General features: G+C 71.0%; 26 protein-coding genes. 18 read left to right on the top strand and 8 right to left on the bottom strand.

The window, feature by feature from the left end; translation table 11 throughout:
• Positions 1-15 precede the first annotated feature (15 nt).
• The 5 genes from LG388_RS22510 to LG388_RS22490 all read left to right on the top strand — a co-directional run bounded on the left by LG388_RS22510 (position 16) and on the right by LG388_RS22490 (position 5,071).
• Positions 16-570: a hypothetical protein gene (locus LG388_RS22510; RefSeq protein WP_225784794.1), complete on the top strand. Its 555-nt coding sequence runs from the start codon at positions 16-18 to the stop codon at positions 568-570.
• Positions 557-1,240 (top strand): hypothetical protein, encoded by a 684-nt coding sequence (locus LG388_RS22505; protein ID WP_225784793.1) that lies wholly within the window; start codon positions 557-559, stop codon positions 1,238-1,240. Before LG388_RS22510 ends, LG388_RS22505 begins: the two co-directional genes overlap by 14 nt.
• Positions 1,237-4,353 (top strand): type I restriction endonuclease subunit R, encoded by a 3,117-nt coding sequence (locus tag LG388_RS22500; RefSeq protein WP_225784792.1) that lies wholly within the window; start codon positions 1,237-1,239, stop codon positions 4,351-4,353. The genes LG388_RS22505 and LG388_RS22500 overlap by 4 nt, the downstream gene beginning before the upstream one ends.
• Positions 4,350-4,502: a hypothetical protein gene (locus LG388_RS22495; RefSeq protein ID WP_225784791.1), complete on the top strand. Its 153-nt coding sequence runs from the start codon at positions 4,350-4,352 to the stop codon at positions 4,500-4,502. Before LG388_RS22500 ends, LG388_RS22495 begins: the two co-directional genes overlap by 4 nt.
• 287 nt (positions 4,503-4,789) lie before the next feature.
• A complete protein-coding gene (locus LG388_RS22490) occupies positions 4,790-5,071 on the top strand; it encodes a hypothetical protein (RefSeq protein WP_225784790.1) in 282 nt (93 codons plus the stop codon).
• A 31-nt stretch (positions 5,072-5,102) separates the two neighbouring features.
• On the opposite strand, the gene LG388_RS22485 is transcribed toward LG388_RS22490, so the two are convergent.
• On the bottom strand, positions 5,103-6,500 hold the full coding sequence (locus tag LG388_RS22485) for an NAD(P)/FAD-dependent oxidoreductase (protein ID WP_225784789.1): 1,398 nt from the start codon (positions 6,498-6,500) through the stop codon (positions 5,103-5,105).
• A gap of 194 nt (positions 6,501-6,694) precedes the next feature.
• On the opposite strand from LG388_RS22485, the gene egtB reads away from it, so the two are divergent.
• From egtB to LG388_RS22460, 5 genes are all read left to right on the top strand, one after another.
• Positions 6,695-7,918: an ergothioneine biosynthesis protein EgtB gene (egtB, locus tag LG388_RS22480; protein ID WP_225785173.1), complete on the top strand. Its 1,224-nt coding sequence runs from the start codon at positions 6,695-6,697 to the stop codon at positions 7,916-7,918.
• On the top strand, positions 7,918-8,901 hold the full coding sequence (gene egtD / locus LG388_RS22475) for an L-histidine N(alpha)-methyltransferase (protein ID WP_225784788.1): 984 nt from the start codon (positions 7,918-7,920) through the stop codon (positions 8,899-8,901). Before egtB ends, egtD begins: the two co-directional genes overlap by 1 nt.
• A 117-nt stretch (positions 8,902-9,018) precedes the next feature.
• The gene (locus LG388_RS22470) at positions 9,019-9,303 is read left to right on the top strand and encodes a DUF427 domain-containing protein (protein WP_225784787.1); all 285 of its coding nucleotides are present in this window, start codon (positions 9,019-9,021) and stop codon (positions 9,301-9,303) included.
• 89 nt (positions 9,304-9,392) lie between these two features.
• Complete coding sequence (locus LG388_RS22465; RefSeq protein WP_225784786.1) at positions 9,393-10,139, top strand: 2OG-Fe dioxygenase family protein; 747 nt, start codon at positions 9,393-9,395, stop codon at positions 10,137-10,139.
• A gap of 156 nt (positions 10,140-10,295) precedes the next feature.
• Entirely contained in the window at positions 10,296-10,739 is a 444-nt protein-coding gene (locus tag LG388_RS22460) for a universal stress protein (protein WP_225784785.1), read from the top strand.
• Positions 10,740-10,770: 31 nt separating this feature from the next.
• Here LG388_RS22460 and LG388_RS22455 read toward each other — a convergent pair whose 3' ends face one another.
• Complete coding sequence (locus LG388_RS22455) at positions 10,771-11,445, bottom strand: RluA family pseudouridine synthase (protein WP_225784784.1); 675 nt, start codon at positions 11,443-11,445, stop codon at positions 10,771-10,773.
• A gap of 165 nt (positions 11,446-11,610) precedes the next feature.
• Between LG388_RS22455 and LG388_RS22450 the strand changes: the two genes are divergently transcribed.
• Complete coding sequence (locus tag LG388_RS22450) at positions 11,611-12,858, top strand: MFS transporter (protein WP_225784783.1); 1,248 nt, start codon at positions 11,611-11,613, stop codon at positions 12,856-12,858.
• Positions 12,859-12,883: 25 nt separating this feature from the next.
• Here the strand turns inward: LG388_RS22450 and LG388_RS22445 are convergent, their stop codons facing one another.
• Both LG388_RS22445 and LG388_RS22440 read right to left on the bottom strand, forming a co-directional pair.
• Positions 12,884-14,065, bottom strand: a complete 1,182-nt coding sequence (locus tag LG388_RS22445; protein ID WP_225784782.1) for a hypothetical protein — start codon at positions 14,063-14,065, stop codon at positions 12,884-12,886.
• Positions 14,066-14,089: 24 nt separating this feature from the next.
• Positions 14,090-14,371, bottom strand: coding sequence for a 2Fe-2S iron-sulfur cluster-binding protein (locus LG388_RS22440; protein ID WP_225785172.1), 282 nt, complete (start codon positions 14,369-14,371; stop codon positions 14,090-14,092).
• 122 nt (positions 14,372-14,493) lie between these two features.
• Here LG388_RS22440 and LG388_RS22435 point away from each other — a divergent pair, with 122 nt between their 5' ends.
• Complete coding sequence (locus tag LG388_RS22435; protein ID WP_225784781.1) at positions 14,494-15,015, top strand: GNAT family N-acetyltransferase; 522 nt, start codon at positions 14,494-14,496, stop codon at positions 15,013-15,015.
• 101 nt (positions 15,016-15,116) lie between these two features.
• Positions 15,117-16,037 carry a DUF808 domain-containing protein gene (locus LG388_RS22430; protein WP_225784780.1) on the top strand — a complete coding sequence of 307 codons (921 nt, stop codon included), beginning with the start codon at positions 15,117-15,119 and terminating at the stop codon, positions 16,035-16,037.
• A 36-nt stretch (positions 16,038-16,073) separates the two neighbouring features.
• On the opposite strand, the gene LG388_RS22425 is transcribed toward LG388_RS22430, so the two are convergent.
• Positions 16,074-16,274, bottom strand: coding sequence for a hypothetical protein (locus LG388_RS22425; protein ID WP_225784779.1), 201 nt, complete (start codon positions 16,272-16,274; stop codon positions 16,074-16,076).
• A 90-nt stretch (positions 16,275-16,364) separates the two neighbouring features.
• A complete protein-coding gene (locus tag LG388_RS22420; protein ID WP_225784778.1) occupies positions 16,365-16,523 on the bottom strand; it encodes a hypothetical protein in 159 nt (52 codons plus the stop codon).
• A 290-nt stretch (positions 16,524-16,813) separates the two neighbouring features.
• On the opposite strand from LG388_RS22420, the gene LG388_RS22415 reads away from it, so the two are divergent.
• From LG388_RS22415 to LG388_RS22395, 5 genes are all read left to right on the top strand, one after another.
• Positions 16,814-17,167, top strand: coding sequence for a hypothetical protein (locus LG388_RS22415; protein WP_225784777.1), 354 nt, complete (start codon positions 16,814-16,816; stop codon positions 17,165-17,167).
• A 39-nt stretch (positions 17,168-17,206) separates the two neighbouring features.
• Positions 17,207-17,872 (top strand): alpha/beta hydrolase, encoded by a 666-nt coding sequence (locus tag LG388_RS22410; RefSeq protein ID WP_225784776.1) that lies wholly within the window; start codon positions 17,207-17,209, stop codon positions 17,870-17,872.
• A gap of 263 nt (positions 17,873-18,135) precedes the next feature.
• Positions 18,136-19,695, top strand: a complete 1,560-nt coding sequence (gene gshA / locus LG388_RS22405; RefSeq protein ID WP_225784775.1) for a glutamate--cysteine ligase — start codon at positions 18,136-18,138, stop codon at positions 19,693-19,695.
• 104 nt (positions 19,696-19,799) lie between these two features.
• On the top strand, positions 19,800-20,108 hold the full coding sequence (locus LG388_RS22400) for a putative quinol monooxygenase (protein ID WP_225784774.1): 309 nt from the start codon (positions 19,800-19,802) through the stop codon (positions 20,106-20,108).
• A 20-nt stretch (positions 20,109-20,128) separates the two neighbouring features.
• Positions 20,129-21,037 carry an SDR family oxidoreductase gene (locus LG388_RS22395; protein WP_225784773.1) on the top strand — a complete coding sequence of 303 codons (909 nt, stop codon included), beginning with the start codon at positions 20,129-20,131 and terminating at the stop codon, positions 21,035-21,037.
• Between the two features lie 107 nt (positions 21,038-21,144).
• Here LG388_RS22395 and LG388_RS22390 read toward each other — a convergent pair whose 3' ends face one another.
• The gene (locus LG388_RS22390) at positions 21,145-21,684 is read right to left on the bottom strand and encodes a hypothetical protein (RefSeq protein ID WP_225784772.1); all 540 of its coding nucleotides are present in this window, start codon (positions 21,682-21,684) and stop codon (positions 21,145-21,147) included.
• Between the two features lie 217 nt (positions 21,685-21,901).
• Positions 21,902-22,732, bottom strand: coding sequence for a siderophore-interacting protein (locus LG388_RS22385; protein WP_225784771.1), 831 nt, complete (start codon positions 22,730-22,732; stop codon positions 21,902-21,904).
• Positions 22,733-22,735: the final 3 nt, after the last annotated feature.

Raw genomic sequence — 22,735 nt, 5'->3', positions numbered from 1 at the left:
CGAATATGACCCCCCATGGAGCTCAAGCCCCAAGACTTGCTGGTGCTGCTGAAGGTGGCGGCCCATCCGCCGCAGCGCTGGACCTATGCCGCGCTGGGTGAGGCGCTGGCCATGAGCGCGTCGGAGGTGCATGCCTGCGTGCGGCGCGCCGTGGCCAGCGGCTTGGCGGTGGCGCCCGCGCGCGGCGAGTGGTCGCCGGTGCGGCCCAATCTGCTGGAATTCATGCTGCACGGCGTGCGCTACATCTGGCCCGCCACGCAGGGGCCGGCAAAGCGCGGCGTGCCCACCTCTTTCGGTGTCGAGCCGTTGGCCGGGAAGGTGACGGTGGCGCCGGGTGAGGCGCCCGTGTGGGCACACCCGGCGGGCCCTGCCAAGGGGCCGACGCTGTCACCGCTGTACCGCACGGCGCCGCAGGCGGCACTGACCGACCCGGCCTTGCACCGCCTACTGGCGCTGCTGGACGCATTGCGCACCGGCCGGGCCCGCGAGCGTGCGCTGGCCGCCCAGCTCTTGCAGGCGGCCCTGAGCGACGAGGCCGCCGAGCCGGAAGGTGCCGATGCGCGCGAATGACCCCAACTTGCCGCATCTGAGGCGCATTGCCGAGGCGCTGGGTGAACTGCGTGAGCAGGTGGTGTTTGTGGGCGGCGCCGTGGCCGGCCTGCTGGTGACCGACCCGTTGGCCGAAAGCGTGCGAGCCACGCGCGACGTGGATGCGGTGGTGAATGCGGATGGGCTGGCCTTTCACCGCATCGAGGAGCAGGTGGCGCAGCGCGGCTTTGTGCGCGACGCCAGCAGCGAAGTGATCTGCCGGTGGGTACACAAGCCCTCGGGCCTGTTGTTCGACCTGATGCCGGTGCAGCCTGAAGTGCTGGGCTTCTCCAACCGCTGGTATCCCTATGCCGTGGAGACGGCGGAGCGGGTCGATCTGGGTGAGGGCGTCACGATCCGGCTGGTCAGTGCGGCGGCCTTTGTGGCCACGAAGCTGGAGGCCTTTGCCAGCCGAGGCGGTGGCGACTTTTTGAGCAGCCATGACCTGGAGGATGTGCTCAACATCGTCGATGGCCGTGAGGAACTGGCTGATGAAGTGGCCGCCGCGCCGCGCGAACTGAAAGAGGCGGTGGCCGCAGCCTTTGCCCGACTGCTGGCGCACGCGGATTTCGCCAACGTGCTGCCCGGCCTGATTGCCGAACCGGAACGTGCGGGCCTGTTGATGGCGCGCCTGAGGAACCTGAGCCCATGAGCAACCTGCACCAGGAACACCACTTCGAGCGCGAGATCTGCGCCCACCTGGCCGCCCACGGCTGGCTGCATGCCGAGGGCGACGCGGCGCTGTTCGACCGCGCGAACGGCCTGTTCATGCCCGACCTGCTGGCCTGGCTGCAGGCCACTCAACCGCAGGCCTGTGACAAGCTGAGCGCCACGCATGGCCCGGCGCTGCAACAGGCGCTGGCCGAGCGGGTGCGCAAGAGCCTGAACGAGCGCGGCACGCTGGACGTGCTGCGCCGGGGCGTGGAGATGCTGGGCTTGAAGGAGCCGCTGATGTTGGCGCAGTTCAAGCCGGCGCTGGCGATCAACCCGGAGACGCAGGCGCGCTACGCGGCCAACCGGCTGCGCGTGGTGCAGCAGGTGGCCCATTCGCCCAACCGGCCGAAGGACGAACTGGACCTGGTGCTGTTCCTCAATGGGGTGGCGGTGGCGACCGCGGAGCTGAAGTCCGAGTTCACGCAGGGCGTGCAGGACGCGGTGGACCAGTACCGGCTGGACCGGCCGCCGCACCCCAAGGGCGGTGTGCCGGAGCCTCTGTTGGCCTTTCCTGGCGGGGCGCTGGTGCACTTTGCCGTGAGCCAGCGCGAGGTGATGATGAGCACGCGGCTGGAGGGCGCGACCACCTACTTTCTGCCCTTCAATCGGGGCAACGCGGGTGGCGCGGGCAATGCGCCCAACCCGCAGGGTTTCGCCACGGCCTACCTGTGGGAAGAGGTGTGGTCGCGCGAAAGCTGGCTGGACATCCTGCACCGCTACCTGATCGGCAAGCGCGACGACAAGAAGCGCCCGAAGGCGCTGATCTTCCCGCGCTACCACCAGTTGGACGCGACACGCCGACTGGTCGCCGATGTGCTGGCGCAGGGCGCGGGCCAGCGCTATTTGATCCAGCATTCGGCCGGCTCGGGCAAGACCAACTCCATCGCCTGGACGGCGCACTTTCTGGCCGACCTGCACGACGCGCAGCACCGCAAGGTGTTCGACAGTGTGCTGGTGGTGAGCGACCGCAATGTGCTGGACGCGCAGTTGCAGGAGGCGATCTTCGACTTCGAGCGCACCACCGGCGTGGTGGCCACCATCACGGGCGAACACGGCAGCAAGAGCGCGCAGCTGAGCGAGGCGCTGAAGGCCGGCAAGAAGATCATCGTTTGCACGATTCAGACCTTCCCCTTCGCGTTGGAGGCTGTGCAGAAGCTGGCGGCGGCGGAGGGCAAGCGCTTTGCGGTGATCGCCGACGAGGCGCACAGCTCGCAGACCGGCGAGGCGGCCTCCAAGCTCAAGCAACTGCTCAGTGCCAAGGAGTGGGCGGAGCTTCAGGACGGCGGCGAGGTCGATACCGAGGTGCTGCTGGCCGCGCAGATGGAAGCGCGCGCGGGCGCATCGAAGGGGCTGACCTACATCGCCTTCACGGCCACCCCCAAGGCCAAAACGCTGGAACTGTTCGGGCGGCCCGGCGCGGATGGTCTGCCGCAGCCGTTCCATGTGTACTCGATGCGGCAGGCCATCGAGGAGGGCTTCATCCTCGATGTGCTGAAGAACTACACCAGCTATCAGATGGCCTTCAAGCTGGCGCATGAGGGCCAGGAATGGACGGACCAGCAGGTCGAGCGCAGCACGGCCATGAAGGGCCTGATGCAGTGGGTGCGGCTGCATCCGTACAACATCGCCAGCAAGGTTCAGGTGGTGGTGGAGCACTACCGCGAGAACGTGCAGCCCTTGCTGCAAGGCCAGGCCAAGGCGATGGTGGTGGTGGGCAGCCGCAAGGAGGCGGTGCGCTGGCAGAAGGCGATCCGCGCCTACATCGAGCGAAAGGGCTACCCCTTGGGCGTGCTGGTCGCCTTTTCGGGCGAGGTGCTGGACGAAGACAGCTACCCGGAAGCCGTGACCGAGACGAGCGCGCAACTCAATCCGGGTTTGAAGGGGCGTGACATTCGCGAGGTGTTCAAGGAGCCCGAGCATCACCTGCTGCTGGTGGCCAACAAGTTCCAGACCGGCTTCGACCAGCCGCTGCTGTGCGGCATGTACGTGGACAAGCAACTCGGCGGCATCCAGGCGGTGCAGACCTTGTCCCGCCTGAACCGGGCGCATCCGGGCAAAGACACGACCTACGTGCTGGATTTCGTGAACGAACCGGCGGAAATCCTCCAGGCCTTCAAGACCTACCACGAGACGGCGGAGCTGGAGAGCACGACCGACCCGAATCTGGTGTACGACCTGCGCGCCAAGCTGGACGCGAGCGGGCACTACGACGAGTTCGAGGTGGAGCGGGTGGCCACGGTGGAACTGGGCGGCGCAGGCACGCAGAAGGCGCTGGACGCGGCCATCGCGCCCGTGGCTGACCGGCTGTTGAAGACCTACAAGGCGGCGCAGGCGGCGAAACAGGCCGCTGACGATGCGGGGGATGCGAAGGCGGCGCAGGCGGCCAAGGACACACTGGACGCCCTGCTGTTGTTCAAGAGTGACGTGGGCGCCTACCAGCGGCTGTACGCCTTTCTGGCTCAGATCTTCGACTATGGCAACACGGCCATCGAAAAGCGCTTCATCTTCTTCCGGCGCCTGCTGCCGCTGCTGGAATTCGGCCGCGAGCGCGATACCGTCGACCTGAGCAAGGTGGTGTTGACGCACCACACGCTGAAAGACCGGGGCCGCCAACCGATGGGGCTCAACGCCAACGGCAGCTACAAGCTGGCGCCGATGGACGGCGTGGGCAGCGGCAGTGTGCAGGAGAAGGAGCAGGCCTATCTGGCCGAGATCATCGAAAAGGTCAACGGCCTGTTCGAAGGCGATCTGAGCGAAGGCGACCAGTTGGTCTATGTGAACGGCGTGCTCAAGGGCAAGTTGCTGGAAAACGAGACGCTGGTGCAGCAGGCGGTGAGCAACAGCAAGGAGCAGTTCGCCAATTCGCCGGACCTGAAGACGGCGCTGGTGGACGCCATCATGGACACGCTGGAGGCCTATGGCTCGATGGGTTCTCAGGCACTGAATTCGGTACGCGTGCGCGATGGCTTGCAGGACGCCTTGCTGGGACCAGCGCAGTTGTATGAGTCGTTGCGCGCCCACCATCGTGCCGCAGGCGGGGCACGTGCATGAGTGAGATGGGCGCTTTCGACATCATCGGCGACATCTGCGTCTGCGGCCAGGCCAGCACGCTGCGGGTGCTGCGGTCCTTCCACGACAAGGACGGGCATGCGCGGCATGAGGTGCGCACGCAGTGGTCGCTGGCCTTCCACCGTCGATAGCCGAGCCGGCCACGGGCGTGCATCCGCCGCCCGGCCTGCTGCGGTGAGACGACGCAGGACCGACCTTCTCCGGCCACTGCGGGATAAAGGGAACCCCGCGCCTGCAGCCTGCAGTCGCCCCACCGGGCCTGCGTGAACCACAGCGCTCGCGGGGCCGAGGGCGTTCAGCAGTTGCGCAAAGCGTGAAATATCTGCAAGTCCTTCTTGCACAAGGTGTTGCGCGCCTACACGCGCATCCTTCGCGCGATTCCAGACTGGCTGCATTCCCACCCGTTCAGGAGGTTGCCATGTTCGACCACATCTTCAAGCCCGATCCCAACGCATACCTCAAGCGTGCGCAAACCATGCTCCACGAGGCCAACATGGCGCGCGTCGAGCACCAGGCTGCGGCAGAGCACCATGGCGCGCTGGCCCAGATGTACGCGGAACGCGTGGCGCGGCTGGAGCGCGAGATCTACGGCTCGCGCCCCATGCCCTGGCACGACGAACCGGTCGAGGAGCCGGCGGCCGCCTCCGAGAAGGTGCGCCATTACCCCTTTGGCGGCGACCGTCGCCTGGAGCGCGGCTGAGCCGTGGGCCGCGCGGGCGTGCGTCGGCCGGCTATTCGGACAGTGCGTCCAGGGGCGGGCGCGGCGCCTCCACGTCATGCACCACGCGCGCATGGCGGCGGAAGGTCCAGTAGGCGCTGGCCCAATCGGTGAGCACGATCATCCGGTTGCGGAAGCCGATCAGGAAGAAGATGTGCACGAAGAGCCAGAAGAGCCACGCCGGGTAGCCTGAGAAGCGCAGCGGCCCGAAAGGCGTGGGCACGTCGGCCACGGCCGAATGGCGCCCGATGGTGGCGAGGTTGCCCCAGTCCTTGTAGCGGAAGGGCCGCGTGGGCAGTTTGGACAGGCGCAGCAGCACGTTGGCCGCGGCGCACCGGCCCATCTGCTTGGCGCCCGGCGACACGCCGGGCACGGGCCGCGGCGGCTGGCCCGGCGCGTGGCTGAAGGCCGCGGCCAGGTCGCCGACCACGCTGATCTCCGGATGGCCGGCCAGGCTCAGGTCCGGCTCCACTTTCACGCGGCCGGCGCGGTCGCATTCGGCCCCGGTGGCCTGGGCCACCAGGCGGCCGAGCGGGGAGGCGGCGACGCCCGCGGCCCAGGTCACGCAGCGGCTCTCGATGAACTCGGTGCGCGCCTGCGGCGTGTCGGCGTCCAGCGCGATTTCCAGGCCGTGGCCGTCGATGCGGGTCACGCGCGCGTTCAGCCGCACGCGCACGCCCAGCGCCTCCAGTTGCTCGCGGGCCCGCTCGCTCAGGGCCTCGGGCATGGCCTGCAGCACACGGGCGCCGCCTTCCACCAGCAGCACCTGCGCATCGGCCGGGCGGATGCGGCGGAACTCGCCCGTGAGCGTGTGGCGCGCGATCTCGGCCAGCGTGCCGGCCATTTCCACGCCCGTGGGCCCGGCGCCGATGACCACGAAGGTCAGCAGCGCGGCCCGGCGCGCCGGGTCATGCTCGCGCTCGGCCGCTTCGAAGGCCAGCAGCACGCGGCGGCGGATCTCGAAGGCGTCGGCCAGCGTCTTGAGACCCGGCGCATGGGGCGCCCAGTCCTCATGGCCGAAGTAGCTGTGCGTGGCGCCGGCCGCCACGATGAGGTGGTCGTAAGGCAGGCTTTCGCCGTCGGCCAGCGTCACGCGCCGGGCCGCGGCATCGATCTGCGTCACCTCGCCGAGCAGCGTGGTCACGTTCGACTGGCGGCGAAACAGCATGCGCACGGGCGCGGCGATCGACGGGGCCGCCAGCCCGGCCGTGGCCACCTGGTAGAGCAGCGGCTGGAAGAGGTGGTGGTTGGTCTTTTCGACCACCGTGACGTCCACGTTCTCGCCCGCCAGGGCGCGGGCCGCCTCCAGGCCGCCGAAGCCGCAGCCCACGATGAGCACGCGCGGGCGGGTCGCGGCGTTGGGCGGGGCGGCGAAGGCCGCGGTCGAAGGGGCAGGGCTCGCATGGGGCATGGCCCATTATGGTCAGCGACCCGGTTCACGGTGCGCATGTCCTGGGCCGAGCCGGGGCGGTCTGCGTAAGAAAAGGTGGCCGGGCTTTCGTCCTACGCGGCGCGCCCCCGGCCTTGCCTACAACCGCGGTTGTGCCGCCGCCCACGCCCCTCGCCAGCTCCGCCGCCACCTCCTTGCCTGAAGCCCAGGTGCCGATGGCCCCGCTGCTGTCCCGCTGCCGCGCCGTGCGTGCACGCAGCCTCGCACTGGCGGCGCCGCTGTCGGAAGAAGACCAGGGCCTGCAGTCCATGCCCGATGCCAGCCCGACCAAGTGGCACCTGGCGCACACCACGTGGTTCTTCGAGGCCTTGCTGCTGGCGCGGGAGGCCTCGGGCTACGCGCTGTTCAACCGGCACTGGCACTACCTCTTCAACTCCTATTACGAGGCGCTGGGCCCGCGTCATCCGCGCGCGCAGCGCGGGCTGCTCAGCCGGCCCTCGCTGGCCGAAGTGATGGCCTGGCGCACGCACGTGGACGAAGGCATGCAGGCCTTTCTGGAAGGGGCCGACGGCCCGAAGCTGGCGGCCGTCGAGCCGCTGCTCACCCTGGGCCTGCATCACGAGGAGCAGCACCAGGAACTGCTGCTTACCGACATCCTGCATGCCTTTTCGTGCAATCCGTTGCTGCCCGCTTATCGCGCACCGGCCGCGCCGGCGCTGCGCGTGGCCACGCAGGCCGCAGCGCCGCAGTGGCTTGCGCACCCGGGCGGCGTGGTGGAAGTGGGCCATGACGGCACCGGTTTCGCCTTCGACAACGAAGGCCCGCGCCACCCGGTGCTGCTGCAGCCCTTCGCCATCGCCGACCGGCTCGTGAACTGCGGGGAATATGCGCAGTTCGTCGCCGACGGCGGCTACCAGCGGCCCGAGTTGTGGCTCTCCGATGGCTGGGCGATGGTGCAGGCGCAGGGCTGGCGCCATCCGGCCTATTGGCTGGCGCCGGACGATCCCCGGCTGGAGATGCATGGCATCGGCGGCGCGGCGGGGTGGCAGGTCTTCGGCCTCGACGGCTTGCGCCCGCTGCGGCCCGAGGCGCCTGTCATGCCATTGAGTTTCTACGAGGCGGCCGCCTATGCCGAATGGGCCGGCGCCCGCCTGCCGACCGAGTTCGAATGGGAGGCCGCGTGCACCTTGCCCGGCTTTGCCGAACGCGACGACCAGGCCTGGCAATGGACCCGCTCGGCCTACGCGCCTTACCCGGGCTTTCGCCCGCTGCCGGGCCTGGCGGCCGAATACAACGGCAAGTTCATGGTCGGCCAGATGGTGCTGCGCGGCGGCAGCCTGGCGACGCCGCCAGGCCACAGCCGGCCCAGCTATCGCAATTTCTTCCCGCCGGCCGCGCGCTGGCAGTTCAGCGGGCTGCGGCTCGCCAAGGAGCCCTGATGTCCGCACACCTGGCCTTGCAAGCGCCCTTTTTCGAGGGCGCCGGGGAGCAGGAGGAGGCCCGCCGTGCCTTTGCGCGCGACCTGGTCGCCGCGCTCGACGCCCGGCCGCGCCGCATCTCGCCCAAGTATTTCTACGACGCGGCGGGTTCACGGCTGTTCGACCGCATCTGCACGCTGCCGGAGTACTACCCGACGCGCACCGAGGCAGGCATCCTGCGCGAGCGGGCCGGCGAGATCGCCCGGCACATCGGGCCGGGCGCCGAGATCGTGGAGTTCGGCGCGGGCTCGCTGCACAAGGTGCGGTGGCTGCTCGATGCGCTGCAGGCGCCGCGCGGCTACCTGCCCATCGACATCTCGGGTGAACACCTGGCCGAGGCGGCGCGGCAGTTGCGCGAAGAGCGCCCGGGCCTGTCGGTGCACCCGGTGGTGGCGGACTACACGCAGCCCTTCGCGCTGCCGCAGCCGGCGCCCGGCGCAAGGCGCGTGGGTTTCTTTCCCGGCTCCACGCTGGGCAATTTCGACGAGGCCGAGGCTTTTTCGTTCCTGTCGCGCGCGGCGCAGCTGCTGCGCGGCGGCGGGCTGCTGCTGGGCGTGGACCTGGTCAAGGACCCGGCCGTGCTGCACGCCGCCTACAACGACAGCCAGGGCGTCACCGCGGCCTTCAACCGCAACCTGCTGGTGCGGGCCAACACCGAACTGGGCTGCGACTTCGACATCGACGGCTTCGCGCATGCGGCCTTCTACAACGCGCCGCTGCAGCGCATCGAGATGCACCTGCAGAGCCTGCGCGCGCAGACCGTGCACCTGGGCGGCGTGGCCTGGCGCTTCGAGGAGGGCGAGACGCTGCACACCGAGAACTCGCACAAGTTCAGCGTCGAGGGGCTGCGCGCGCTGGCGCTGCGCGCGGGCTTCGGCATCGGCCCGGTGTGGACCGACGCGGACCGCCTGTTCAGCGTGCACTGGCTGCCGGCTGCACAATAGCCGGTCCGTGGCGGGCCTTGTCGGGCCTCGCACGGATTGCCGCGCAGGGCCGCGCGCGCCGGACCTGCCGGGGGCAGCACGGCCGCGGCGGGCCCTTGTTTCCTCATGAGGTCCTGCATGAAAGCCATCTGGAAGGGCGTGACCATCGCCCAGAGCGACGACACCGTGCTCGTCGAAGGCAACCACTACTTTCCCGCGAGTTCGCTGAACCGCGACTACGTGAGCTTCAGCAACCACCGCACCACCTGCCCGTGGAAGGGCACGGCGAACTACTACTCGCTGCTGGTGGACGGTGAACTGAACGCCGATGCCGTCTGGTACTACGCCGATCCCAAGCCCGAAGCCGAGATGGTGCGCGACCGCGTGGCCTTCTGGAAGGGCGTGCAGGTGGTGGAGGGCTGAGATGTTGATCCCACGCTCTCCCGCTTCGCGCGGTCCGCTGCCTCCCGCGGTGGCGCCTCAGTGCCTTCGGGCGGCCGGGCACCCCTGAGATGGCGCACGAAGTCTTCAGCCCCCCCTACACGCCGCCCGAGGAACTGGGCCCCGCGCTCAGGCAGCAGGGCTATGCCGTGCTCAGCCCCAAGGGCACGGCCGACTGGCTGCAGCGCCCGCTGGACGAGCTGGACGCCCTGCGCGCCGACTGGGACGAGCTGCCGCCCGACGAATACCTCAAGGACGGCGGCCGCTACCGCCAGCGCCGGCATGCCTGCTTCATCGCCGAAGGCGGCGCGCTGATCGCCGCCCCGCACCGGGCGCACTGGCAGCCGGTGGAATACAACGCGCTGCACGGCGGCATGCAGCGCTGGTTCGCGCCGATGGAAGCGGCGACCGTGGCACTGCCCGTGTGGCGCGCGCTGCTGCTGCGCCTGGCCGGCGCGGCCAGCGCGCTGCGCGGCGAGCAGCGCTGGTACATCGAGGCGCACCAGTTCCGCATCGACACCGAAGGCGGCATCGGCCGGCCCACGCCCGAAGGCGCGCACCGCGACGGCGTGGACCTGGTGGCCGTGGCGCTGGTCGGGCGCCACAACATCAAGGGCGGCGAGACGCGGGTCTTCGAGGGCCGGCGCGGCGAGCGCTTCACCATGGACCAGCCCTGGGCGCTGATGCTGCTGGACGACGCGCGCGTGATCCACGAGTCCACCCCCATCCAGCCCCTGACCGAGGGCGAGCCGGGCTGGCGCGACACGCTGGTGCTGACCTGCCGCGCACGCGCCTTCCAGGGCGATCCCGAGCCCTGAGCCCATGCGCCGCGGCGGTGCCCGCGGGCCTGCGTGGCCGGCCGTCGCCCCCGCGCTTGCCGTGCTCGGTCGGCCCGGCCAAGGGGCGTCCTACAGGGCCCGGCGAAGGCTCAGGGTAAAGTGCGCAGGAATTCCAGACCAGAGAGAGGTACGTCCATGTTCAATCACATCCTCGTCCCCGTCGACGGTTCCGAAACTTCGATGCTGGCCGTGAGCAAGGCCAGCGGTCTCGCGCTGGCCTTCGGCAGCCGCATCACGCTGATCCACGTGATCGACAACTATCCCTTCATCGGCGTGGGGGCCGATTACGCCCTGGGCCAGAACGAATACCTGGCCGCCGCCACGTCGAGCGCCAATGCCGCGCTGGCGCGCGGCGTGGCGGCCCTGGCGGCCGAAGGCCTGCACAGCGACCAGCGCGTGATCGACGGCCACGTGGTCCATGAAGGCATCGTGGACACCGCCGTGGCGCTGAATGCCGATCTGATCGTCATGGGCTCGCACGGCCGCTCGGGCATCGAGAAGCTGCTGCTGGGCAGCGTGACCCAGCGCGTGCTGCAGGAAGCGCCAATGCCGGTGCTGGTGGTCAAGGCCGAGGGCTGAGCGCCGGACACGGACGCGACCCGGGCGCGGCTCAGAACGGCGCCGGGCTTTCGACGCGCAGCGCCGCCCCGGTGGCCGGGTGGCGCAGCTGCAGCACGGTGGCATGCAGCATCAGGCGCGGCGCGCGGGCCTGCACGCGCGCATCGCCGTACAGCGCGTCGCCGAGGATCGGGTGGCCGATGAAGGCCAGGTGCAGGCGCAACTGGTGCGAGCGGCCGGTGTGCGGCTCCAGCAACAGGCGGCTGGCGCAGGCTTCGCCGGGCGCCCCCTCCCGCACCTCCAGCGTGCGCCAGCGCGTGAGGCTGGGCTTGCCGGCCGCATCGATCTTCTGCAGCGGCCGCCGCGGCCAGTCGGCCATCATGGGCGCGTCGATGGTCTGCCAGTGCGCCTCGTCGGCGCGGCCGTCGACCAGGGCCTCGTAGCGCTTCCACACCTGCCGCGCGGCGAAGGCATCGCCCAGTGCGCGCTGCGTGGCCGCGTCGCGCGCCATCAGCACCAGGCCGCTGGTGCCCATGTCCAGCCGGTGCACCACCCGCGCCTCGGGCCAGCGGCGCTGCACGCGCGCGCTCAGGCAGTCCTGCTTGTCTGCCCCGCGGCCGGGCACGCACAGCAGGCCCGCGGGCTTGTCCAGCACCAGCAGGTGGGCGTCTTCGTGCAGCAGCGTGAGGGCGTCGGGCGACGTGGCGGGGGCGGCAAGGGGGGTCACGGCCGCCAGTGTAGAAAGACCCGCGCCAGCGCTTTGCGGCGGGGCTCGCTATGCTGGCGGCCCCGCTGCCGCGCCGATCCGCCCTGGGGGCGCCGCGCTTGGCCTGCCCGCCAGGCGCACCCCCGGACCGGCCATCCCTTGCACCGCAGCGCGCCGCGCCTTCCCATGACTCCCGACCCCTCGCCCTCCCACAGCTTCGCCGACCTGCGGCGGCAGCAGGCCTTCATGCGGCTGTGGGCCGCGCGCCTGGCGGGCACGGCCGCGCAGCAGATGCTGATGGTGGCGGTGGGCTGGCACATGTACGCGCTCACGGGCTCGGCCTGGGACCTGGGCCTGGTCGGCCTGTACCAGTTCGCGCCCGCGCTGTTGCTGGCGCTGTATGCGGGCCACGTGGTGGACCGCTACCACCGCGGCCGCATCCTGGCCGCCTGCCTGGCGGTGCAGGGCGCGGTCGCGCTGGCGCTGCTGGCGGCGCAGGCCGGTGGTGCGGATTCGCGCGGCCTGCTGCTGGGCCTGTCGCTGGTGCTGGGCGCGGTGCGGGCCTTCCAGATGCCGGCGCAGCAGTCGCTCACGCCGCTGCTGGTGCCACCCGTCATGCTGCCGCGCGCCATGGCCTTCAGCTCGGCCGGGCAGCAGGCGGCCGTGATCGGCGGGCCGGCGCTGGGCGGCTTGCTGTTCGTGGCCGGCATGGAGACGGTCTATGGCGTGAGCCTGGGCCTGTTCGTGCTGGCCTGCGTGCTGTCGGCGCTGCTGCGCTATGCGCACCAGCCGCCTGCGCGCGAGCCCGTCACGGCCGCCACGCTGCTGGCCGGGGTGCGTTTCATCTGGCTGCGCAAGCCGGTGCTGGGCGCCGTGTCGCTCGATCTGTTCGCGGTGCTGCTGGGCGGCGCGGTGGCGCTGCTGCCCATTTATGCCAAGGACATCCTGCACACGGGCGCCTGGGGCCTGGGCCTGCTGCGCGCCGCGCCGGCCGCGGGCGCGCTGGCGATGTCGATCTGGCTCACGCGCGCGCCCGTGGAGCGGCACGTGGGCCGCACGCTGCTCGTCGCCGTGGCGGTGTTCGGCCTGTGCATGGTGGTGTTCGGGCTGTCCACGAGCTTCTGGCTGTCGCTGGTGGCGCTGGCCCTCTCGGGCGCGGCCGACATGGTCAACGTGGTCATCCGCCAGACGCTGGTGCAACTGGAAACGCCCGACGCCATGCGCGGGCGCGTGAGTGCGGTGAACGGCATCTTCATCGGCGCGAGCAACCAGCTGGGCGAGTTCCGCTCGGGCGCCACGGCCGCGCTGATGGGACCGGTGGGGTCGGTCGTGCTGGGCGGCGTGGGCGCGGTGCTGGTGGCGCTGGCTTGGTTCCGCGTCTTTCCGGCGCTGGCGCGGCGCGACCGGATGTCCTCGCCGCCTTCCGGCGCTTGAGCGGGGCGGGCCGGCGCGCCGGGGCTCAGCCGGGCGGCAATCGCAGGTCGGCCGTGCCGGGGCACACCCAGCGCAGCTGTTCGCGCGTGCTGTCGACGCAGCCGCCGTCGGCATACACCCCGCGCGGGTCGCGATAGCGCTGCATGCGCGCCAGGATGCGCTGCATTCCCGCCGGGTCCTCGCGGGTGCGCGCCACGGCCTCGGCCACGCGCGCCTCGTCGATCTGCGCCTCGCCTTCGGCGTCATGCCACAGGCCGTCGCGCCAGTGGTAGACCTCCAGGCACTTGGCCTCGAAGTCGAAGGGCCGGTCCTTCTGCCAGAAGTTGCAGAAATGGCCGCCGCCCAGGTAGATCACCCAGGAGCCCTCGAAACCGGCCGCGTCGGCCGAGGCCTCGTCGGGGTTGCGGAACCACACGCGGTCGCCGGGCACGTAGTAGCGCGGCGGCAGCGGCGCCTCGGGGCTGCCGGTCTCGCGCAGGAAGACCTCGTGGAACTCGGCCGAGACGATGGCGCGGCGCTGCCACAGCGCCTCGAGCGCGGCATACAGCGGCGGATTGGCCTGCCGCAGCTCTTCGGCCAGGCCCAGCAGCAGCACGTATTCGGTGGCGCGGTAGCAGCTGAAGGCGTAGCGCCCGCCACTCACTTCGGGCTGGGTGGCCTGGCGCAGGGCGTCGACGAGCGACACGCCTTCGCGGATGTGGAAGCCGTGCGCCTCGTCATGTTTCCAGAAGGCCCAGGGCCGCTCCACGGCCTCGGTGTGGAAGTCGAGCATGGTGCGGGCCGCGGCGCGCGCGACGTTGGCGCGGATGCGCAGCGCGCTGGCCAGCTCGGCCGCGCTCGGGAAGAGCTGCCACTGCGGGCCGAGCAGCAGCGCGGCGGCGGTCTCGGGCGCATCGCCGGCCTCCTGGCCCGGGCGGGCGGCGGGCAGCCCCAGCCGCTCGCCCAGGCCCAGGGTGTCATGGCCGGGCGCCAGCGCCTGTTGCACCGACAGCGGCCAGCGCACCTGCACGCCGCGGGGGGTGCTGCGCAGATCCAGCTGCGCGGCCCGGGCATGGCCCTGGAAGGCCTGGTCCAGCACCTGCCGCACCGCGGCCAGGGCGCCTGGCCCGGTCTGTGCGACGTCGATGCCGCCGGGCGCCCAGCCCCCTGCGGGCGGGTGAACGGCTTCGCGGGCAGGGTGCGCAGGCTCGGGCGGAAGGGGGGCCATGCCCGCAGCATCTGCCATTTCGGCTCATTCGTCGAACAGGGCGAATGCCGATGGCGCGTCCAGCACCAGGTCGCTGCAGGCTTCGGCCACGCAGGGCAGCAGCCAGCCCTCGGCCTTTTCCTCGGCCGAAACACCGGGCCAGTCGATCAGGTGCCGCGCCTGGCCCTGGACGGCGCGGCACAGGCAGGTGCGGCAGGTGCCGTTGCGGCAGGAGCTGGGCAGCTCGATGCCCGCGTCTTCGGCCGCGCGCAGCAGCGACTGGCCGGGCGCCGCGGCAAAGCGCCGGCCCAGCGGCTGCACCCGCACGCTGTGGGCGGTCGGGACGGGGTGCGGATCGGGGCCGGCCGCCGCCTCGGGCGTTGGCGGTCCGGCGACAATGGCGCGCTCTTGCATTCCTGCATTGTCTTTTTTCCTGTCTGCATTCCCGCATGTCCCCCTACGAAGTTCTTCCCGCCGAACTGCGCGACGCCAAGGCCATCGCCGACCTCCATGCCGCCGCTGTGCGTGCCGCTTACCGGGGCATCGTGCCCGATGAGCAACTGGACGCGCTGGCACCGGCCACGCGCGAAGCGAAATGGCGCCAGGCCATCGAGTTCGCCGAGCCGCAGGTGCATGTGGCCGTGCAGGGCGACACGGTGGTCGGCTTCGTGGGCTTCGACCGCTCGCGCGACCCCAAGACCAAGCCCACCGACGGCGAGATCTGGTCGCTGTACGTGCACCCCGACCACTGGGGCAAGGGCGTGGCCCTGCAGCTGTGGGAAGCCGCCGAGGAGGGCCTGGAAGAGGAGGGCTGCACCACGGTGTCGGCATGGATTCCGCTGCGCAACGAGCGCGCGCTGCGCTTTTTCGAGCACCAGGCCGGCTTCAAGCGCGACCTGAAGACCGCGCGCACCACGCCCTGGGGCGCCGTGCGCATCGAAGAGGTGCGCGCCAAGCGCTCGCTGGGCTGAGAAGGCGGGGCGGCGGCTTCAAGGCGCGCCTTCCGACAGGGCCGCGTCCCCGCGCGCCGCTACCATCCGCCGCTTCCTGACTACACACTCAGAGGGAAACCATGGCCACCAGCCTGCTGCTGCTGCTCGACGACATCGCCACCGTGCTGGACGACGTGTCCGTGCTCACCAAGGTGGCGGCCAAGAAGACGGCCGGCGTGCTCGGCGACGACCTGGCGCTCAACGCGCAGCAGGTCACGGGCGTGAAGGCCGACCGCGAGCTGCCCGTGGTGTGGGCGGTCGCCAAGGGCTCGGCGCTGAACAAGGCCATCCTGGTCCCCGCCGCCCTGGCCATCGCCGCGTTCCTGCCCTGGCTCATCACGCCGCTGCTCATGGTCGGCGGCGCCTTCCTGTGCTTCGAAGGGGTGGAAAAGCTGCTGCACAAGTTCCTGCACAAGGAGGAAGCGCAAGCGGACACGGTGCGCCATGCGCAGGCCGTGGCCGACCCGGCCATCGACGTGGTGGCGATGGAAAAGGAAAAGGTCAAGGGCGCCATCCGCACCGACTTCATCCTCTCGGCCGAAATCATCGTGATCTCGCTGGGCGCCGTGACGGGCCAGCCCTTCGCCACGCAGCTGGGCGTGCTGGCGGCCATTTCGGTGGCCATGACGATCGGCGTCTACGGCCTGGTGGCCGGCATCGTGAAGCTGGACGACGCGGGCCTGTACCTGAGCCAGCGTGAAGGCAGCGGCGCCCGCGCCCTGGGCCGCGGCATCCTGGCCTTCGCGCCCTGGCTCATGAAGGCGCTGTCGGTGGTGGGCACCGCGGCCATGTTCCTGGTCGGCGGCGGCATCCTGGTGCATGGCGTGCCGGCCGTGGGCCATGCACTGGAAGACTGGGCCCGCGTGGCGGGCGGCGTGGTCGGCCCGCTGGGCACGATGGGTGCCAACCTCGGGGTCGGCATCATCGCGGGCGCGGTGGTGGTGGGCGTGGTGGAACTGTTCAAGCGCCTGCGCGGCCACAAGGGCGCCGCCGCGCATTGACGGGCAGGGCCGGGCGCAGCGCCGGCCCGTCCCGGCTCACTTGCGCGCCTTCATCCGGCGCACCAGCGCGACCCCCATCAGCGCCACCCCCAGCACCAGCGCGAACCAGCCCACGGTCTGCGCGCCGGCCACCATCTCGCGCCAGCCGGGCGAGCGCATCACGTGGGGCCCCAGCAGCACCGCCACGCCGATCAGGGCGCAGGCCATGCCACGCAGCAGCATCTGGTCGTTCTTCATTCGCGTCTCGCAAGCATCTCGGCCAAGAAGAAAAGGCGCCTCGCGGGCGCCTCGGCAGGTCCGGCAGCGGCAGGCACTGCCGGGCCGGCATCAACCCTGGTGGGCGCGCTTGCCGGGGTTCTTCTTGCTGCGCGTGGCGGTGCCGCGCTCCAGGCTGCGCTTCTGGCCGACGCCCTGACGGGCGACGGTGGCGCCCGGCAGGGGCTTGGTGGCTTTGCGGTCTGCTTCGGTGACGATCTTGTTGCCCATGACGGGTCTCCTTGAAGTGGGTGGAAAAGAAAGCGAAACCCCGTATTGGGCCACAGATGGAGCGCCTTTACGGCCGCGCCGGAGCGCGGGGGCGGTTTTTTTGCGCACACGCCCCGGTTCCGGGGCCGTTTTGCGCTCCAATCGGGGCCAGCAGCCCTGCGGCTGTGCCTGCTTCCGGCTTGTCGCACCGCTTGCTGCCTCCTTCCGATTCCCGCCGCCCGTCCCTCCGTCGCATGCCCGCTTTCCGCACCTTCCGCTTCCGTCCGGGTCCGGCCCTTGCCGGCGCTTGGATGGCCCTGGCCGTGTCGTCCGCATCGGCCCAGGCCGACCCGGCCGCCTTTCCTGCGGAGGCATCGCGTTTCGTCGAAACGGAATGGCCGGCCATGAGCGCGGCCGTGGCCGCGCGGGACCGCAGCTATTTCGAGGGCGCCATGGCCCGCACCGTGGACCTGGCCGAGCGCTGGGGCTTCAAGACGCGGGCCAATGCGGCGCTGGCGCCCTACGAGGCCTGCACGCAGGCGGTTTCCGACCTGGTGGTGGTGGGGCTGTGCCAGCTCACGCCCCAGGCCTCCGAATGCACGCCCCACCTGGCGAGCGGCTTCGAACGCCACCGCGCGCAATGCCGCGCGCTGGCCGGCCGCTGAGCCATCGCTGCGTCGCCCCTCGCTTCCTGCAGTCCTCCCATGTCCCTGCTTCCTGCCCTCGAATTCGAAACCGGCCCGCATCCACGCGCGGCCGTTCTCCTCATGCACGGCCTGGGGGCTGACGGCGGTGACTTCGCCCCCCTCGTTCCCGAGCTGGCGCCCGTGCTGGCGGCCGCCGGCGGCGTGCGCTTCGTGTTCCCCCATGCGCCGCAGCGGCCCGTGACCGTCAACGGCGGGTACGTGATGCCGGCCTGGTACGACATCCTGGGACCCGGCCGGCCCGAGGACGAGGCCGGCCTGCGCGCCTCGCGCCTCCAGGTCGAGGCGCTGATCGCGCGCGAGAAAGCGCGCGGCCTGGCCGCGAACCGCATCGTGCTGGCGGGTTTCTCGCAGGGCTGCGCCATGGCACTGCTGACCGGCCTGCGGCATGAGGAGCGGCTGGCGGGCATCGTCGGCCTCTCGGGCTACTTGCCATTGGCGGCCAGCACGGCGGCCGAGCGCCATCCGGCCAACGCGCAGACCCCGGTCTTCCTGGCGCATGGAAGCGAAGACGCGGTGGTGGTGCCGTCGCGCGCCGACGCCACGCGCGAGGCGCTGCAGGCGCTGGGCCAGCCCGTGGAATGGCACAGCTACCCCATGGGCCACAGCGTCTGCCCGCAGGAGATCGCCGACCTGGGCCGCTTCCTGGCACGGGTGCTCGGTTGAGGCGCGGCGCGCGTGCGCCCGGCGCCCGGCACCGCATCCAGCCGGTCGCGCGCATGCCCCGCCGCGCCTAGCGTGCGGCCCGGCGACCTGCCGGCGTAAGGGAAATGGCGGGTTGGAACCGAGGAATGCGGCTGCCGGAGCGCCGCCATTGCTTTGAAAATAGGAGCGTCGGATGCGGCTGCGCAGGTGGCGCCCCGGCGCAAGCAGAGCGGCGCCGGTGGTGTTACCGTGCGCCCCCACCCCAGAGCAAAGAGATTCGAAGCATGAGCACATTGCAAGAACGGCTGAAGGCCCTGCCGGCGTCGCGGATGCTGGGCATGCGCCGGGGCATCGAGCGCGAAAGCCTGCGCTCGCAGCCCGACGGCAAGCTGGCCCTCACGCCGCATCCGGCGGCGCTGGGCAGCGCGCTCACGCATCCGAACATCACGACCGACTTCAGCGAGTCGCAGCTGGAGCTGATCACGGGCGTGCATGCCGACGTCGAGGCCTGTCTGGCCGAGTTGCGCGAGGTGCACCAGTTCACCTACCGCACGCTGGCTGCGGCAGGCGATGAATCGATGTGGCTGGCCAGCATGCCCTGCGGCCTGCCCTCGGACGAAACCATCCCGCTGGGGCGCTATGGCACCTCCAACGTGGGCCGCGCCAAGAGCGTGTACCGCATGGGCCTGTCGCACCGCTATGGCCGGCGCATGCAGACCATCTCGGGCGTGCACTACAACTGGTCGCTGCCGGAGGTGACGAGCGAAGAGTACTTCGCGCTGATCCGCAACTTCCGCCGCCATGCCTTCCTGCCGCTGGTGCTGTTCGGCGCCTCGCCGGCCGTGTGCGCGAGCTTTGTCGAAGGCCGCCCGCACGAGCTGCAGCCCATCGGCGAGTACACCATGCACATGCCGCACGGCACCTCGCTGCGCATGGGCCGCCTGGGCTACCAGAGCGAGGCGCAGGCGTCGCTGGCCGTGAGCTACAACAGCCTGGACGGCTACGGCGCTTCGTTGGCCGACGCGCTCACACGGCCCTATCCGGCCTATGAAGCCATCGGCGTGCGCAACCTGGGCGGCGAGTACAACCAGCTGGCCACCACGCTGCTGCAGATCGAGAACGAGTTCTACGGCACCATCCGCCCCAAGCGCGTGATCTTCCCGGGCGAGCGCCCCCTGCATGCGCTGCGCGAACGCGGCGTGGAGTACGTGGAAGTGCGGCTGCTGGACCTGGACCCGTTCTCGGCCGTCGGCATCCAGGCGCAGACCATGCGCTGGCTGGACGTGTTCCTGCTGCATTGCCTGCTGGCCGACAGCCCGCCCGATTCGCGCGAGGAGATCGCGGAGATCGGCCACAACCAGCACCTCACGGCCGCGCGCGGCCGCGAACCCGGACTGCACCTGCACCGCCACGGCCAGGCCGTGCCGCTGGTGGCGTGGGGCGCGCAGATCCTGGCCGAATGCGAGCCCATTGCCGCGGCGCTGGACGCGGCCCATGGCGGGCATGCGCACCAGGAGGCCGTGGCCGCCGCCCAGGCGGCACTGGCCGCGCCCCAGACGCTGCCGTCGGCGCGCGTGCTGGCCGCCATGGCCGAGCGCCACGGCCACAGCTTCATCGACTTCACGCGCGAGCGCTCGAAGGCCGCGCGCGACGAGCTGCTGGCGCTGCCCTGGAGCCAGGCGCAGCAGCAGGACTGGGAGGCGCGCAGCGCCGAATCGGTGGCGGCGCAGGCGCGCATCGAGGCCGCGGACACGATGCCTTTCGAGCAGTACCGCGAGCAATACGTGTCGCCGGACCGCCTGGGCCTGCGGCCGTTGCGCGGCGAGGCGCTGCTGGCGATCTGAGCGCCGGGCGCGGCGGGCGGCGGGCCCTTGTCCGCCACCGGACAGGCGCGCCGGCGCGCTCGTGGAACACTGGCCGTTTTCACACGTTCAGGAGACCTTCCGCCATGATCCATGTCGTCGCCACCGTGGACCTCAACCCCGGCACCCGCGAAGCCTTCCTCGCCGAGTTCAACAAGCTCGTGCCCACCGTGAAGGCCGAGGCCGGCTGCATCGCCTACGTGCCGACGGTGGACTTCGAGCCCGCCATCCCGGGCCAGACCGCCATGGGCGCGGACCGCGTGGTCGTGGTCGAGCAGTGGGAGAGCATCGAGCACCTGGCCGCGCACGGGTCCGCGCCGCACATGAAGGACTACCGCCGCGCCGTGAAGCCGTACGTGAAAGGCATGGAACTGCGTATCCTCCGGGGCGCCTGATCAATTCTTACGGACACAGCATGAGCATCGATTTCAAGGGCCGCGTGGCCATCGTCACCGGCGCGGGCGGCGGCCTGGGCCGCCAGCATGCACTGGCCCTGGCCGCGCGCGGCGCCAAGGTGGTCGTCAACGACCTGGGCGGCGCGGTGGACGGGCAGGGCGGTTCGCTCACGGCCGCGCAGCAGGTGGTGGAAGAGATCCGCGCCGCGGGCGGCGAAGCCATCGCCAACGGCGCCTCGGTCACCGACTTCGCGGCCGTGCAGGCCATGGTGCAGCAGGCCGTGGATGCCTGGGGCCGCGTCGACATCCTGGTCAACAACGCCGGCATCCTGCGCGACAAGAGCTTCGCCAAGATGGAGCTGGCCGACTTCCAGCTGGTGGTGGACGTGCACCTGATGGGTGCCGTGAACTGCACCAAGGCCGTGTGGGCGCTCATGAACGAGCAGAAGTACGGCCGCATCGTGATGACCACCTCGTCCTCGGGCCTGTACGGCAACTTCGGCCAGAGCAACTACGGCGCCGCCAAGCTGGCGCTGGTGGGGCTGATGCAGACGCTGAGCCTGGAAGGCGCGAAGAACAACATCCACGTGAACTGCCTGGCGCCCACGGCCGCCACGCGCATGACCGAGGGGCTGATGCCGGCCGAAGTGCTGGCTGCGCTCAAGCCCGAAGCCGTGGTGCCGGCCATGCTGGTGCTGGCGCACGAAAGCGCGCCCACGCGCACCATCCTGTGCGCCGGCGCGGGCACCTTCGAGGCGGCCCACATCACGCTCACGCAGGGCCTGCACCTGGGGCTGGCGCCGGATACGCCCGAGCAGCTGGCGGCCCAGCTGGCCCAGGTGACCGACCGCAACGGCGAACAGGTGCCGCAAAGCGGCGCCGCGCAGGGCACCAACGAGGTGACGAAGGCGATGGCGGCACGCGGCTGAACGCATGCGGGAAGCCGGGCCGCGGGAAAGACCTGCGGCCCGCCATGCCCGGCGCCGCGGCACCGAGCGTCGGCCGCCGGGAGCGCCCGGTCTTTCACTCCGCAGGATCAGGCGCGGCGGCTGTCGAGCGCTTGCAGGTCGCTGTGCGATTCGCGGTGGCGCCGCGCCACGCGCACGGCGTCCACCCACTGGCCCAGGTTGAAGGCTTTGCCGGTGCGGTGGTTGCGCACTTCCACGATCCGCTCCAGCGGGTAGATGCGCGGGTCGTAGAGGCTGTTGCCCTTGGCCACGATGGCCTGGCGGTGCAGGTCCACGCGCTCCACCTCGATCACGCGCTCGGCCAGCTTGCCGTAGGCGTCGGTGTAGCGGATGCGCAGGGTGGGGTGCTCGTCCACCACCCGCGGCTTGCCGTCCTCATGGCCCAGGTTCGCCCAGCTGGTGGTGGGGTCGCCCAGGTCGCCGTGCGTGGTGGGAATGTCCAGCGGCACATGGCCGGAGCGCACGCGTGCGGCCACGATGCGCTTCTTCTGCTGCCGGCGCGCGTGCGTGCTGCTGGCCAGGCGGTAGAGCAGCGCCAGGGCGCCCACCGCCACGAGGGCGATGAGCATCCAATGCTGCCAGTTGGCAAAGTCGGTCGTGGTGCGCATCGTCAGCCTGCAGGTCGAGAACCGCCTTTCCATCCCCTGCGAACTTCGCGGTTCTCATGTAGTCATTAGAACTACAGGGGGCGCGATTCTGCGGCGACCGGCAGGCAGCGTCAATTCGTCCGGATGGCCGATCGGCGCGGGCGGTGGCGCACGGCGGGCCGGATGGCTGCGCGATCGCCGCCCGGCCGCATGGCCGGCGCCGGGCGGTGCCGCGCTTTCAGTCGCCGTGGCTGTCGTGCGTGCCGGCGGCTCCGCGGCGCCAGTAGCCCGAGGCACGGATCCATTGCGGGTTGGCCTGGCAGTCGTGCACCAGATGCGCACGCAGGGCCTTGGCCGCGGCCGATTCGCAGCCGATCCAGGCATGGAAGGCCCCGGTGGGCAAGGGCGTGCCGCGCAGCGCGGCCAGCAGCGGGAATTCGCCTTCGGCCGGGCTGCTGTCGCGGTGCACCCACACGACCTGGGCGCGCGCCGCCGTGGGCAGCGGCACCTGGTCGGCCGCACTGTCCACTTCGGCCAGCACCAGCACGCGGGCGTCGGCCGGCAGCTCGGCCAGGCGGCGCGCGATGGCCGGCAGGGCGGTGTCGTCGCCGATCAGCAGGTGCCAGTCGAAGTTCGTGGGCACGATGAAGGAGCCGCGCGGTCCGCCCACGCCCAGCAGGTCGCCGGGCCGGGCCTGGCGTGCCCAGGCGGTGGCGGGGCCGGCCTCGTGCAGCGCGAAGTCCACCTGCAGCGTGCCGGCCGCCGGGTCGTGATGGTGCGGCGTGTAGTCGCGCGCGATGGGCTTGGGGCCTTCGGGCCAAATCGGACCGTCGGGGCCGGCCGTGGGCAGTGTCAGCGCGCCGGTCTGCGGGTCGGGAAAGAACAGCTTCATGTGGTCGTCGAAGCCGGGGCTGGTGAAACCTTCCAGTTCCGGGCCGCCCAGCGTGATGCGGATCAGGTGCGGGGTGGGATGCTCGGTGCGCAGCACGGTCAGGCGCCGGAAGCGCAGGGTGTGGCGCACGCGCTGCGCGCGGCGTTCGGGGGAGGCGGTCAGGGTGTGATCGGTCATGGA

This window comes from Xenophilus sp. Marseille-Q4582 (assembly GCF_916700565.1).
Taxonomy (GTDB): Bacteria; Pseudomonadota; Gammaproteobacteria; order Burkholderiales; family Burkholderiaceae_C; genus Xenophilus.
The sequence above is the reverse complement of the archived record's forward strand: the minus strand, read 5'-3'. Positions and strand labels throughout refer to the sequence as shown.